This is a genomic window from Ruegeria sp. H3 (genome assembly GCF_056533095.1).
Genome location: NZ_JBQFOD010000002.1, coordinates 13,739 through 26,678, shown reverse-complemented (window position 1 = coordinate 26,678; position 12,940 = coordinate 13,739). Strand labels below are relative to the sequence as shown.

12 protein-coding genes are annotated in these 12,940 nt (G+C 55.0%); 2 read left to right on the top strand and 10 right to left on the bottom strand.

What is annotated here, in order from left to right; all coding sequences use genetic code 11:
- Positions 1 to 40: 40 nt before the first annotated feature.
- The 9 genes from ppk2 to guaA form a co-directional block, all read right to left on the bottom strand.
- Positions 41 to 910 (bottom strand): polyphosphate kinase 2, encoded by an 870-nt coding sequence (gene ppk2, locus ACR0JE_RS02790; RefSeq protein WP_480862835.1) that lies wholly within the window; start codon positions 908 to 910, stop codon positions 41 to 43.
- A gap of 48 nt (positions 911 to 958) precedes the next feature.
- A complete protein-coding gene (locus ACR0JE_RS02785; RefSeq protein WP_480862833.1) occupies positions 959 to 1,912 on the bottom strand; it encodes an alpha/beta fold hydrolase in 954 nt (317 codons plus the stop codon).
- The gene (gene metA, locus ACR0JE_RS02780; RefSeq protein ID WP_480542924.1) at positions 1,902 to 2,819 is read right to left on the bottom strand and encodes a homoserine O-acetyltransferase MetA; all 918 of its coding nucleotides are present in this window, start codon (positions 2,817 to 2,819) and stop codon (positions 1,902 to 1,904) included. Before metA ends, ACR0JE_RS02785 begins: the two co-directional genes overlap by 11 nt.
- A gap of 37 nt (positions 2,820 to 2,856) precedes the next feature.
- On the bottom strand, positions 2,857 to 3,729 hold the full coding sequence (locus ACR0JE_RS02775; RefSeq protein WP_480863224.1) for an ATPase: 873 nt from the start codon (positions 3,727 to 3,729) through the stop codon (positions 2,857 to 2,859).
- Positions 3,730 to 3,779: 50 nt separating this feature from the next.
- Positions 3,780 to 4,676 carry a DMT family transporter gene (locus tag ACR0JE_RS02770; RefSeq protein WP_480862831.1) on the bottom strand — a complete coding sequence of 299 codons (897 nt, stop codon included), beginning with the start codon at positions 4,674 to 4,676 and terminating at the stop codon, positions 3,780 to 3,782.
- Positions 4,677 to 4,778: 102 nt separating this feature from the next.
- Positions 4,779 to 5,942 carry an OmpP1/FadL family transporter gene (locus tag ACR0JE_RS02765; protein ID WP_480862829.1) on the bottom strand — a complete coding sequence of 388 codons (1,164 nt, stop codon included), beginning with the start codon at positions 5,940 to 5,942 and terminating at the stop codon, positions 4,779 to 4,781.
- 126 nt (positions 5,943 to 6,068) lie between these two features.
- Positions 6,069 to 6,974, bottom strand: coding sequence for a DMT family transporter (locus ACR0JE_RS02760; RefSeq protein WP_480862827.1), 906 nt, complete (start codon positions 6,972 to 6,974; stop codon positions 6,069 to 6,071).
- A 99-nt stretch (positions 6,975 to 7,073) separates the two neighbouring features.
- Positions 7,074 to 8,117, bottom strand: coding sequence for a hypothetical protein (locus tag ACR0JE_RS02755; protein ID WP_480862825.1), 1,044 nt, complete (start codon positions 8,115 to 8,117; stop codon positions 7,074 to 7,076).
- Positions 8,118 to 8,315: 198 nt separating this feature from the next.
- Positions 8,316 to 9,890, bottom strand: a complete 1,575-nt coding sequence (gene guaA / locus ACR0JE_RS02750; protein ID WP_480862823.1) for a glutamine-hydrolyzing GMP synthase — start codon at positions 9,888 to 9,890, stop codon at positions 8,316 to 8,318.
- 130 nt (positions 9,891 to 10,020) lie between these two features.
- Between guaA and ACR0JE_RS02745 the strand changes: the two genes are divergently transcribed.
- Positions 10,021 to 10,743 carry an MgtC/SapB family protein gene (locus ACR0JE_RS02745; RefSeq protein ID WP_480862821.1) on the top strand — a complete coding sequence of 241 codons (723 nt, stop codon included), beginning with the start codon at positions 10,021 to 10,023 and terminating at the stop codon, positions 10,741 to 10,743.
- A gap of 142 nt (positions 10,744 to 10,885) precedes the next feature.
- The gene (locus ACR0JE_RS02740) at positions 10,886 to 12,430 is read left to right on the top strand and encodes a trimethylamine methyltransferase family protein (protein ID WP_480862819.1); all 1,545 of its coding nucleotides are present in this window, start codon (positions 10,886 to 10,888) and stop codon (positions 12,428 to 12,430) included.
- Here ACR0JE_RS02740 and ACR0JE_RS02735 read toward each other — a convergent pair whose 3' ends face one another.
- The gene (locus ACR0JE_RS02735) at positions 12,431 to 12,730 is read right to left on the bottom strand and encodes a DUF6477 family protein (protein ID WP_480862818.1); all 300 of its coding nucleotides are present in this window, start codon (positions 12,728 to 12,730) and stop codon (positions 12,431 to 12,433) included.
- Positions 12,731 to 12,940 lie beyond the last annotated feature (210 nt).

Sequence of the window (12,940 nt, the reverse complement as noted above, 5' to 3'; positions counted from 1 at the left end):
GGCCAGTTTCTGTCATTTCAACTACGTATTGCTCAGGTGCTCAGCTTTCCCATATCTCGGCCCCGCCACAAATCTTCGCGTCCACCTTGCCCAAGGCCTTGCGATCTTTTTGATCATAATCCAACGCATGCAGAACCGTCTGGATCGCGGCGATGCGCGCGCGTTTCTTGTCGTCTGATCGGACGATGGTCCAGGGGCTTTTCTCGGTATGCGAGCGGGTCAGGGTCTCGGAGATTGATTCTGAATACGCATCCCACTTGTCTAGGCCAGCCACGTCAATCGGGCTGAGTTTCCATTGCTTTAGCGGGTCGGTCTCTCGTGCCAAAAACCGGTTGAGCTGCTCGGCCCGGCCGACATTTAGCCAGAATTTGAACAGTCGAATGCCGTCATTGACCAAACCGGTTTCTAGCGGAATGACCTGACGAAAAAAGCGTTCCCGTTCTTCGTGCGTGCAGAAGCCAAAGACATTCTCAACCACCCCGCGATTGTACCAGCTGCGATCAAAAAACACGATTTCGCCTGCGGCAGGCAGATGAGGGATGTAGCGCTGAAAATACCATTGGCTGCGCTCGGCGTCCGAGGGTTTGGACAGCGCAACGTTGCGTGCACCCCGAGGGTTTAGATTTTCGCGGAACCGTTTAATTGTGCCGCCTTTGCCCGCAGCATCACGGCCTTCGAAGATAATCGCTACCCGCTCGCCGGTTTCTTTGACCCAAGACTGCATCTTGACCAGTTCGATCTGTAGCGCATCGATCTGAGCGTCATAGTCTTTCGACTTCATCTTTTGCGCATAGGGGTAGGTCGGGTTCAGGATATCGCCTTTTTCGGCTGCCTTGATCAGCGTACGTACGTCCTTGGGGGCTTTCTTGTTGAAATAGGCCGTGATCGCGTCTTTTTCGGTCCGGGCCATGCCTCACCTCATGATAAATCCATAAGTTACTATGGATTAGCTGACCGCTTAACGCAAACCCGCGCGTTTTGCAGCGCGATCAATTGCTGCTGCGACCGCATCAGCTGCGACCACCTGAGGCATGTGGCCAATCCCCGGAAGTTCGATGAGTTCAGCGCCTGGTATCTGGTCAATCAGACGGTGTGAATGCCACTCCAGCCCAACCGTATCATCCGCCGTCCCATGCACGATCTCGGTCGGAACCGAAATTTCTGAATAGCGCGGCTGTAGCGCGGCAACTTCGTCCAGTAGATTTGCTCGCTGCTTGGCATTGGCATGCATAGATGCGCGGCGCATCGTCAGTTCGGGTCCGAAATGCGCAGCATAGCCTTCTGGCGTGGATTGCGGGGCAAAGACTTGATCCATCGCCTGGTCCACATACCAGTTTGGAACAAAGGATGTGATCAACGGCAAGGCCAGAGCATTGCCAGTTGGGGTTGAGGCGAGGCGGTTAAAGCCATCCAAAGGCGTTTCCCAGGGCATTGCGGCAGGTGCAATCAGAACAAGGGCTGAAATGTTGTCGGGCTGTGTTACAGCCCAGGCCAGGGAAACCGATCCACCATAGCTTTGCCCCGCGACAATGGGTTTCTCTGCCCCAAGCTGCGCCGCGGCCTTTTGCAGGATTTCGGCCTGTTCGATGATAGTTTCGCCATCCGGGTTGAAGCTGGCCGAATAGCCCAGGCCGGGGCGGTCGAACACGATCACGCGATACTGTTGCGCAAGGATCGGAGCCAGCGCAAAGGTCATATCACGAGTGTTCCCGCTGGAGCCATGAATCAACACCACGTCCGGCCCTGTGCCCATCACAACGGCATGCACCGCTATCCCATCAACATCCAGTATCTGACCTTCGGGGGGGAAGGCAGCCTCGGCCCGAGCTTCGATCTGGGTGCTGCGCCAAGTTGTAAAAATGGCTAAGCCCAGCAGGAGTACGGCAAATGATATCAGTATTTTAGCGGCCAATTTGATCCATATCGAACGGTGTTGTCTGGTAGATTTCGTTGATCCAGTTGCCATAAAGAAGATGCGCATGGCTACGCCACCTGTTCTGTGGCGTTTGTGCAGGATCGTCATCCGGGTAGTAGTTGATCGGCACATTGATTGGCGTGTCATTGGCCACGTCTCGATCATATTCCTGCTTTAGCGTATCGCTGTCATATTCGAAATGGTTGAAGATATAGAGCGCACGGTGCTTTTGATCTTCAACCAGGCAGGGGCCGACATCATCGCTGCCCAACAGGATGTTCAGACCCGGTGCGGCATTTATCTCAGCCTGCTTCATCTCGGTCCAGCGACTGACGGGGATGACGCAATCGTCTGAAAACCCGCGCAGAAATGGCGAGGCCGGGTTCAAATTCTGGTGCCGAAAGCAGCCAAAGGCCTTTGCATCCAGCATGTGTTTCTTCACGCCGTGGAAATGGTTGATCATCGCCATTCCACCCCAGCAGACGCCGAAGGTGGAATGCACATTGGTTTGCGTCCATTCGAACACTTCGCTGATTTCGTCCCAATAGGTGACATCGTTGAATTCCAGATGCTCAATCGGGGCACCGGTAATGATCAGGCCGTCGAACTTTTGATCCTTCACCTCCTGAAACGGGCGGTAAAACTCCGCCATATGCGCGGCAGCCGTGTTCTTGGTCCGGTGTTCCGTCATGCGGATCAGCGACAGGTCGATCTGCAGCGGTGTCGCCCCGATCAATCGTGCAAATTGGTTTTCAGTCTGAATTTTCTTGGGCATCAAGTTCAACAACCCGATGCGTAAGGGCCGGATGTCCTGCCGCATCGCCTGATCCTCGGCCATGACCATGACGCCTTCCTCAGTCAGGACATCATAGGCGGGCAGGTCAGATGGGATTTTGATCGGCATCGGTTCAGGCTTCAATAAGTGTAACGGAAACTGCTAACTAGGCTTTCCTGGGCTGAGCCTCAAGGGTGCCTTCGATCAACTCATCGAAATCAGATGCGTCACGCACGCCACCGATCTCGGCTGCAGTGAGGGCGATGCCCCAGTTTTTGGCCATCGCGGCATATCTTGGCTGGCGGTGGGCCAGCGCCTGGGCATAGGTCCAGCGGATGAAGGCGTCGGGATCGACCTCAGCCTCGAAACAGCCTTGCTGATCCAGGTATTCAGTCCAACTGCGGGTCAGGAACTCGGACTGATAGGACATCGGCTTGGGGGCTTTGTCGAAGCGGCGTATTAGCTCGGCCGTGTGCTCTTCATCACCTTTGAGCCAAATCATCAACGTGTGCTTTGACAACTCAGTCATCACCTGATCCGAAGGGTCGTCCGGGTCGACCCACTCGCAGATCGAGCCACCGGTGTCGCAGATGAAGTGAGGATAGTTATACAGGCGCTGAGCGCGATCGATAAAATATTCGGTATCCAGCAAGGCGTGAATTTCGGCGAATCTAAACTGTTCCTGGCGGCGCCGGTATTCGGGCATTTCGAGCCCACCCTTGGCCGGATCGCCCGGTTTTCCCAAATAGGCGGCCACGGGGGTTAAATTCTCGAACGAAATATTCGAGCCAATATAAATGGAATCCGACAGAAGCAGGTCCCGCAGAAAGGGCACTTTCATCGCCTCGGCCTTGGCGTTGTCGGTGATGTATTCGCCCATATATCGTGTGCCGATCCGATAATCGATCGAGTAGTGGAACCAATCGCCTGAATCGCGCAGGATGTTGGACACGTAGGTTTTGCCCAAGCCCGACATGCCGAAAAACAGCACTTTCTTGCGCGCAGCTGTGCGCCAGTCTTTTGCCGAGCCGTAGATCATGATCCGCTGTCCCTTTGTTTCGCCTTTGCTAGAACGGGCGAGGGGGCGCGTCAATCATGCTTGCCTTGGCGGTTCAAGATCAGCAGACCCAGTGCAAGGATCGCAAAGCCGATATAGGCGTTTGCGCCAAGCGCTTCGTCCCGCAAAAGCGAGCCAAGAACGATGGCAACCGGAGGGATCACAAGGGTTACCAGCATCAGATTTCCACTGCCTGCCATGGCAAGTACGCGGTAGTAGAGCAGATAGGCCGCCGCCGTTGCGATGATCGCATAGTATCCGATGGCAGCCCATGTCACTGCCGGGAGGGCAAGTGTGGGCAGCCCGTCATGTATTATACTGATTGGCAGGATCAGCAAGGTTGCCCCCGTCAGCATTCCAACAGCCGCGAGGATAGGAGACAGACCTGACAAGTGTTTGCGGCCCCACGCGCTGGCAAATGCGTAAGAGACTGTGCCCGCCAGCACGGCCAGTTGGGCAAGGCTTTGCAGATTGAAACCGGTGAAACTGCTTAATCCGATGGCAATTGAGACGCCGAGAAACCCCAGGACCACGCCGATCAACCGGTTTGGTGTCAGCCGTTCGTCTTTAAAGAACAGCGCGGCGACCAATACGCCGAAGACTGCGGTTGCGGCGTTCAATATCGCAGTCAGGCCGGTGTCTATGTAAAGCTGTCCCCAGGCCATCAGTGAAAACGGGATGGCGTTGTTCAAAAGGCCCATGATCAGGAACGCGAGCCAAACCTTTGGACTTTTGGGGATCTCAATGCCTTTGATCCAGACAATCAACCATAGCGCGGCCATGGCCCAGAAGGTCCGGTGCAGAACCGAAGTCATAACCGGGATAGTGTCCAGAGCGATGCGGATCGCCACAAAGGACGCGCCCCAGATCAAGCCGAGCAACAGCAGTTCGGCCCAAGCTCGGGGTGAGAGATGTTTTTGAGGTTCCATGGCCTTAACTTGTCATTTGATGACAGACGCCGCGACCCGGTTCTTGCGAAAAAGAAAGACCCCGCCGGGTGGGCGGGGTCTAATAAGGTTCGTTTGCGTTGATTAGTCCAGCTGATAGGTGACCTGGAATCCAACACTCCAAGCGCTGTTGCCGGTGAAGTTGGCGTTTTGGCCAAATCCACCATCTGCAACGGCATCACCGATGTCAGTGTAACGAACACCACCTGAGATCTTGGCTTTCTCCAGCGAGTACGTACCGCCAAGTCCGATGCTCCAGAAGCCGTTGGTCGGTCCTAGGTTCGACACAGGTTCGGCGCCTTTGGATTCGTAACCCAAGGTTACTGCCCCCGAAAACTCATCGGTGAACTGATAGCCTAGGCCGAGCGAATATGTAAACGTATCATCCTCGTAGTCTACCAATGGGTTAAAAGGGTAGTTCGGAGGCGAGAAATTGAGTTGCGGCCAATCTACCCATCGAACCGAACCAAAGAGTAGTGTTTTTGGCGCAACGCCAGTTTGAAAGTCTAGATTAATCGATTGAGGCGTTTCGATTTCGGTTTCTGAGTTAAACGTCGCAACTGCCCCGGGTGGAATTGGTGGGATTGGGATCGGGTTTATAGACTCAGTTTGCGAAAGATCATGACTGATCTTAGAGCTGTACGTCAGAGAAACCCGTGCGGCAATTTCAGGCTTTTCCCATGCCACACCAATAACGTAACCGAATGCAGTATCCGCGTCGGTGTTTACTTCATATCCCTGTACGGCAGGAACAGTTACGTTTGCTTTGACACGCTGGGCGCGTATACCACCGATCGCACTGAAGCCACCATCGAACTTGTAGCGCAAAAGAGCAGTAATCGCGTCTGTATCCGCTGTCGCCGTCAACGGGCCTGTTCGACCACCGGGAACAGGATTTATCGACAGCGGGTAAGCTGACGAATAGGCGAGGTCTGCACCGAATGGCTGATCATACATGATTGCAAAATCAAGCTGCTCGGTCAGTGATGTCTTAAAACCCAAATGCGGGGTGAAGAAGCTTTCCGTTACGTTGCCCGAGTCTACGACCTGTCCGTTTGTTGGGCTTGCCGGGTTCGCATCCAAAAGCGTCCCGCTTACCCGAGGATCGGTATATCCAAGTCGAAACTGAACAACTGTCCCTTCTTCAAAGATCAGATTGATGCCTTGACCGCTGCGGTCCAGACCACCTGCATAGCCTGCCGTTGCCCCCACGCACAGCGCGCATGTGGCGAGTAGTGCCTTTTTCATTGCTGTCCTCCCTTGCTTTCGATGCGGGCTTTCGTGATTAAAAACTGAGTGTGTTTGACACTGACCCGCTGATTGGTGCCCGATACTTTCTTTTCGGTTAGTTTAAGGTCAACGGGTGACGGAGCGTTACTTATTGCAACTAGACTTATGGACTGTTGCTAAACTGTTACGATTTTCGGACCAGACATTCAGAAATATACCGGAAAAAATTACTGCGGCGCCCAGCATGGTCCAATGATCAATTGGCTCATGGTACAAAAGCATGCCAACCACCGCAATTGTGGGCAGGCGGGCAAAGTCGAACGGTACGACCACTGTTGCAGGCGCGATGGCTAAGGCATTGGTAATGCAGAAATGTGCCAGCAGCCCGGCCAATCCAACCAGAACTAGAAACGGTGCAGTTTGGGCGTTTGGCAGTGCGATCTGACCATCCAAACCGGCCGCTGCTGCGCCGAGTGCGGCCTGCATGACCGCCAGCCAGAACATGATGCAGCCGATACTAGCAAAGCGCGTCAGCTTTTTCGTGGTAATCGTTGTAAACGCGAAGAAAATTGCAGACGCTGCAGCAGTTATCAGCCCTGGGCTTATTGGTGCGGTGCCGGGGCGCGCGACAATCAAGATACCGGCAAAGCCTATAAGCGCGGCCAGCATCTTAGGCGGCGTCAGACGCTCCTTCAACAGCAGAGGCGACAGAAGGATCACCCAGATCGGTTGCGTGAATTCCAAGGCAAAGACCTGCGCCAGAGGAATCACTCCGACTGCATAAAACCACAGGTTTTGCCCGGTGAAATGCAGCACATTGCGCACCGCATGCAGGCCCAGTCGCTGGGTTGTGACCTGATGCCATTTGCCGGATACGCTCAGCACCAGAGCGACCACCACGATGCCCACAAAGCTGCGATACATCATGATTTCGAACGTGTCGTGATGCAGGCTTAGCTCTCGCCCGGCCACTGCCATTGAGGAAAATGACAGAATGGCCCCTGTCATCCAAAGGGCCGCCTTGCCGATTTGAATTGAGCCCTTATCCACCCGGTGTCCTTCGCAATTTCTTGACGTTGCAACTGGAACTAACCGGATTTTTTCCGCTCTGGCACTCTGAATCTTTCCGTGTTGGAAGAAATGGTTGGATTAGTTGAGGTCCTGCGCAAAACGCCGGGCGATTTCCAGGTTTCCCTGTGCGTTTACGTGGCAACAATGATCGATATAGAAATCCTGCTGCAGAATGCCTGAATAGTCCTGAAAACAGTCGAGTTTTTGCGCCTTTTCACGGATCAGCGGATAGACCTGTTGAACCTGCGCGGCATATGTTTCGTTGTGGCTGAACGGTCGGTCGGGCAGGGTATACGGGTTTGGTTGCAAGACGCAGGAAAAACGCCCCCCCCGTGAATTTACAATGGCTTCGGTTGCAGCCCAACTGCTGATGAGGAAATCGGCGACACGCTCGGCATAGGCCGGATCACCACATTGGTTCAGGTCGTCAAAACGCTGGCCGTTATCGCCCGAGCCCAGCTTTTCGCTGATCCGCCGGGCCAAGCGGTAAGTTGAGGTCGATGATACCAGCCCCCAGATGCCGCTGGATTTCCCATTCAGCTTTTCCTTAATAAACCCTTCGCGCGGATGACCGTCGGGTGAGTTCAGGCTGAGGCAGTTGTGATAGACATCATTTACGCCGTCAAAAAACACCACGTTGTCGCCGGGTTGGATACTGTCCAGTGTGTTGAGAAGCCTATTGAGGCTCTGGCGCGAATTATAGGCTTGTTCCCCGTAGTTGATCGCCGTTTTTCCCGTTAAATTGCTGAAATGGGACGGGATTGTATTCTTGTCGGAAACACTATGCCCCCACATGGTAGAGCCGCCAAAGAAATGCACCTTGTGATCCGTCGGCGGGTTCGAATTGACTGTGATCCGACGCAGATTGTCGTCGATATTCAGCGTCTCGCTTGAGATTTGGGGCGATTGCCACCCCACAAAAGCCTTATAGGGATAGCCTTGAAAGCTCTGCGCGTCGTTTTGGAACTGCCGGGTCTCTTCATCCTGATTGGGATTGTCAGAGGTTTGATTTCCACTGAGCATGTCCCGGATCGAAAACGCGGTAAACAGGATCACTTCAAGCGCGATCAGTGTGAAGATGATCATGAAAAGAATATTAGAAGCGTTTCGGATCAAAGCCATAAGCAAAGCCTTGGGCGGGACCTAGTAGCAAACAATCAATTGGCCGGGTCATACATACCAGATGAGCCGCTCATAAGGTGAGTGATCAGAGATTGGATTGCAAGCCAATCCTGAGCGCAAGAAATCGCGCTCAGGAGGGTAGATTGTTCGTAGGGCGAAAGGGTTTTCAGCGCGATTTCTCGTTCGTTCAATCTGGGACTACTCCCACTCGATCGTTCCGGGCGGCTTAGACGTGATATCGTAGGTGCAGCGATTGATGCCCTTCACCTCGTTGATGATCCGCGTGGCGGTTTCGCCCAGGAACTCATGGCCGAACGGATAATAATCCGCTGTCATGCCATCGACCGAAGTGACCGCGCGCAGCGCGCAGGCGTAGTCATAGGTGCGGCCATCGCCCATTACGCCCACGGTGCGCACGGGCAGAATGGCGACAAAGGCCTGCCAGATATCATCATAGAGCCCGTGTTTGCGGATCTGGTCGATATAGATGGCGTCTGCTTCGCGCAGAATCTCCAGCTTTTCTCGGGTGATCTCGCCGGGGCAACGGATTGCCAGACCGGGGCCGGGGAAGGGGTGTCGGCCAATGAAGCTGGTGGGCAGACCCAGTTCGCGACCCAAGGCGCGGACCTCATCCTTGAATAGCTCCCGCAGGGGTTCAACCAGTTTCAGGCCCATCTTTTCAGGAAGACCGCCCACGTTGTGGTGCGATTTGATCGTCACCGAGGGGCCGCCCGAGAAAGAAACAGACTCGATCACATCTGGATACAGCGTGCCCTGGGCCAGGAATTCGGCCCCTTCGATGGTATCGGCATGCTTCTGGAACACGTCGATGAACAGCTTACCGATGATCTTGCGTTTGGTTTCCGGATCGGACTGACCGTCCAACTCGCCCAGAAACAGTTCGGATTCATCGGCGTGGATCAACTGAATATTGTAATTGTCGCGGAACATGCCGACGACTTCTTCGGCCTCGTTCTTCCGCAGCAACCCGTGGTCGACAAAAACGCAGGTCAGCTGATCGCCGATAGCTTCGTGAATCAGGATCGCCGCGACCGAACTGTCGACGCCGCCGGACAAGCCGCAGATGACCTTTTTGTCGCCAACTTGTTCACGGATTTTGCGGATCATTTCCTCGCGATAGGCACCCATGGTCCAATCGCCTTTGAAGCCCGCAAGCTTTACGAAGTTCTCATACAGCTTGGCGCCCTTTGGGGTGTGGTGCACTTCGGGGTGGAACTGGACCGCATAGAAATGGCGTGTGGTATCGGCCGTGATCGCATAAGGAGCATTGGGTGAAGTGCCGTAAACCTCGAACCCTGGGGCCAACTGGCTGACATGGTCACCGTGGCTCATCCAGACCTGTTCGTCACCCTCGGCAAACCAATCGTCCAGTAGGGACAAGGCACCCTTCGGGCTGACAAAAGCACGGCCGAATTCCGCTGTGCCGCCACCGCCCGAAATTTTACCACCTTCGACCTTCCCACCCAGTTGCTGCATCATCACCTGCTGGCCATAGCAGATGCCCAGAATTGGAACGCCGTAGTCGAAAATCTCTTGCGGGGCGCGGGGTGATCCATCGCGCGTCACACTGTCGGGCCCGCCCGAGAAGATCACGGCGCGCGGGGCCATTTCTCGCACAAGGTTCATCGTGACATTTTGATAAGGGTGAATTTCGCAATAAACATTCAGCTCGCGCAGGCGGCGTGCAATCAGCTGCGTCACCTGGCTGCCGAAGTCGATGATCAGAAGGCGGTCATGGGTGTCTTGGGTCATATCCGCGCCTTAGGCCAAGCGCATCAGTTTCGCAAGAGCAACCTCTGATCCTCGGGTAAGTTCTGCGAACCAAAAAAAGGAATTGTAAAAGTTTTGTAACGAAAATATGACAGCCCGACTGGGTCAAGGAATGCCCCGAAAAGACAAGGGACAGAAATTGCCGATTTCCATCGAGATAGCCGCATTGAACCTTGGATTGGCGCTGTTGTGTGGCGCTTTGATCGGGTCGGAGCGTCAGGTGCGCCAAAGAATGGCCGGGCTGCGCACCAATGCCCTTGTTGCGCTAAGTGCCGCCGCCTTTGTTGTGTTCTCAGCGCTTTTTCCCGATGAGGTCAGCCCGACGCGTGTTGCGGCTCAGGTTGTTTCGGGCATCGGCTTTTTGGGGGCCGGGATAATCTTCCGGCACGGGTTCACGATTCACGGCCTCAATACCGCGGCGACGCTGTGGTGCTCGGCAGCGGTTGGAATGATGGCGGGGGCGGGTGCCTGGGTGTTTGCCGTCATGATGACGGGCTTCGTCATCTTCGTGAACCTTGGCCTTAGGCCCTTGGTGAAATGGCTAAAACGCACGACGCGAGCCGGGGTGCCTTTGACTCAGGAGTTCAAGGTTGTTCTTCAATGCTTGGAAGAGGCGCAGGCAGATGCGCGTGTCGCTGTTCTCAAGGCATTGGCGCAGAACAATGTTCGGATCGTGGGCTTTGAAAAAGGCGAAGCAATCGAAGGCAAGCGAACAATTGCTGTTCTTGTCTCGATGGAGGATCATCCCGAAGAACTGCAGCATAAGGTTGTGGCCCCACTGATGTTAGAGCCAAGTATTGACAGCATCGAGTGGGATACGATCTCGGAAGCGTAACGCTATCGCCGCGACGGATCAGATGATTGCGAACGCTGCGCCCAATGTCGCTTTTCCCCCCAGAGCGCCGTAAACCATATGCCTGCGGGTGTTAAATCCTGTAACTAAGCTGTCAATCTAAACACATCAGACGGGATTTCTCATGGCAGAGGCAAGCACCCGACGCAGGGCGAGAGGTGGCGGTGGCGCCGCCCGCCGTGCCGAGCGCACCGCAGTTCGTATCGAAACGGCGAAGTATATCGAACGCAACATTCCGAATTTCGAGATCCTCAATGAAGAAGCGTTGGAGATCATCGAACACAACGCGGAAACCGTGCTGGAAGAGATCGGCGTCAACTTCGTAGACAATCCGGCCGCGCTGGAACGCTGGCACGATGCCGGCGCGGATATTGATGGCGAACGCGTGCGCATCCCCCGTGGATTAGCACGTGAGCTGATCAAGACCGCCCCCAGCGAGTTCACACAACATGCCCGCAACCCCGAGAAATCGGTGGTGATTGGCGGCCGCAATCTGGTGCTGGCTCCGGTCTATGGCCCGCCGTTTGTGCGGGATGTCCAAGGTGGCCGCCGCTATGCGACCATGGATGACTTCAACAAGTTCGTGAAACTGGCCTATATGTCCAAGTGGCTGCACCATTCGGGCGGTACCGTATGCGAGCCGACTGATATTCCGGTGAACAAGCGGCATTTGGATATGCTCAAGGCGCATATGACCCTGTCTGATAAGCCGTTCATGGGATCAGTCACCGATCCCAGCCGTGCGCAGGATTCGGTTGAGATGTGCGAGATTTTGTTCGGCAAAGAGTTCGTTCAGAACAACACAGTCATGACCTCGCTGACCAACATCAACTCACCCATGACATTCGATGACGTGATGATGGGCGCGCTGGAGGTGTATGCCAAGAACAACCAGGCCTGCATCATTTCGCCCTTTATCGTGGGTGGTGCAATGGCGCCTGTTTCGGTTGCGGGCACGCTGACGCAGGTTCTGGCAGAAGTGCTGGCGGGTATTTCTTACAGCCAGATCATTCGACCCGGCGCACCAGCAATTTTTGGGGCCTTTGTGACCTCGATCGACATGAACTCGGGCGCGCCGACATTCGGCACCCCAGAGGCCGCGCATATCACCTATGGCGCAGGTCAATTAGCCCGTCGCCTGAACCTGCCGTACCGCTCTGCCGGATCTTTCTGCGGCTCTAAACTGCCGGATGCGCAGGCGGCCTATGAAACGGCGAACTCGCTGAACATGGGTCTGATGGCTGGTGTGAACTTCATGCTGCATGCCTGTGGCTGGCTTGAAGGCGGTCTGGTGGCCGACTTTGAGAAGTTTGTCATGGATGCCGACCAGTTGGGCGTTTTGCATGGGCTGGCCAAAGGCGTGGCTTATGATGAAAACGCTCAGGCCATGGATGCGATCCGCGAGGTTGGTCCGGGCGGGCACTATCTGGGTTGCGCGCATACGCAGGCCAACTTCAAGGAAGCCTTCTGGAAAACCGACGTGCTGGATTACAAGCCGTTCGAGACCTGGCAGGACGAAGGGTCGCGCGATACCCGGCAGCTGGCGTCGAGCCGGGTCGAGCATCTGCTGGCCAACTATCAGCAGCCACAGATGGACCCGGACACAGCCGCAGCGCTTGAGGCCTACATCGCTGAGAAGAAAGCCTCGATGCCGGATGCGTTTACCTGATCATTTCAGGGCCGAGGCGCGGTTGGCCTGATACAACTGCGCCTCACCCAACAGCGCGATCAGAAGATCCAGATGCCGCACCAATGAGTAAGCGGCATCTTCTCCTTTTCGTTGCGTGTTTACCTCTCGCTCAAGATCCATCAGCCGCATAAGCGCCGCACCTGTACTGGGTAGCGATCCATAGCCCAGAATGCGCTGCAGATGTCGGTCCCGATTGTAATCCTGCACCCCGAGTTTTGCCGCCCGTGTCAGCAGCCGTGGGCGGCGAAGTGTCGTGATCATGGTCATCAGGTCCTGCATCTTCCGTGTTCCTTTACGCGGTTTTGATTTGGCCTGTTTGTCACACAACCAAAGCGGGTGTTGCCTGGTTTGGGTTCCCTCCGAACGATGGTTTCACGACTGTTTATCTTTTTGAATCAAATCTGGTTAGCAACCGTTGGGGTTAACGAACGAGTAACAAAAGCACCTCTAGTTAGATTTGGTTAACTCAAATTCCGCGGGCGAAAAGTG

Coding starts and splice junctions, on each gene's coding strand:
- ppk2 (WP_480862835.1), bottom strand. CDS start 910: ATGGCCCGGACCGAAAAAGACGCGATCACGGCCTATTTCAACAAGAAA.
- ACR0JE_RS02740 (WP_480862819.1), top strand. CDS start 10,886: ATGGCAGAGGCAAGCACCCGACGCAGGGCGAGAGGTGGCGGTGGCGCC.
- ACR0JE_RS02775 (WP_480863224.1), bottom strand. CDS start 3,729: ATGATCTACGGCTCGGCAAAAGACTGGCGCACAGCTGCGCGCAAGAAA.
- guaA (WP_480862823.1), bottom strand. CDS start 9,890: ATGACCCAAGACACCCATGACCGCCTTCTGATCATCGACTTCGGCAGC.
- ACR0JE_RS02735 (WP_480862818.1), bottom strand. CDS start 12,730: ATGCAGGACCTGATGACCATGATCACGACACTTCGCCGCCCACGGCTG.
- ACR0JE_RS02765 (WP_480862829.1), bottom strand. CDS start 5,942: ATGAAAAAGGCACTACTCGCCACATGCGCGCTGTGCGTGGGGGCAACG.
- ACR0JE_RS02770 (WP_480862831.1), bottom strand. CDS start 4,676: ATGGAACCTCAAAAACATCTCTCACCCCGAGCTTGGGCCGAACTGCTG.
- metA (WP_480542924.1), bottom strand. CDS start 2,819: ATGCCGATCAAAATCCCATCTGACCTGCCCGCCTATGATGTCCTGACT.
- ACR0JE_RS02745 (WP_480862821.1), top strand. CDS start 10,021: ATGCCCCGAAAAGACAAGGGACAGAAATTGCCGATTTCCATCGAGATA.
- ACR0JE_RS02755 (WP_480862825.1), bottom strand. CDS start 8,117: ATGGCTTTGATCCGAAACGCTTCTAATATTCTTTTCATGATCATCTTC.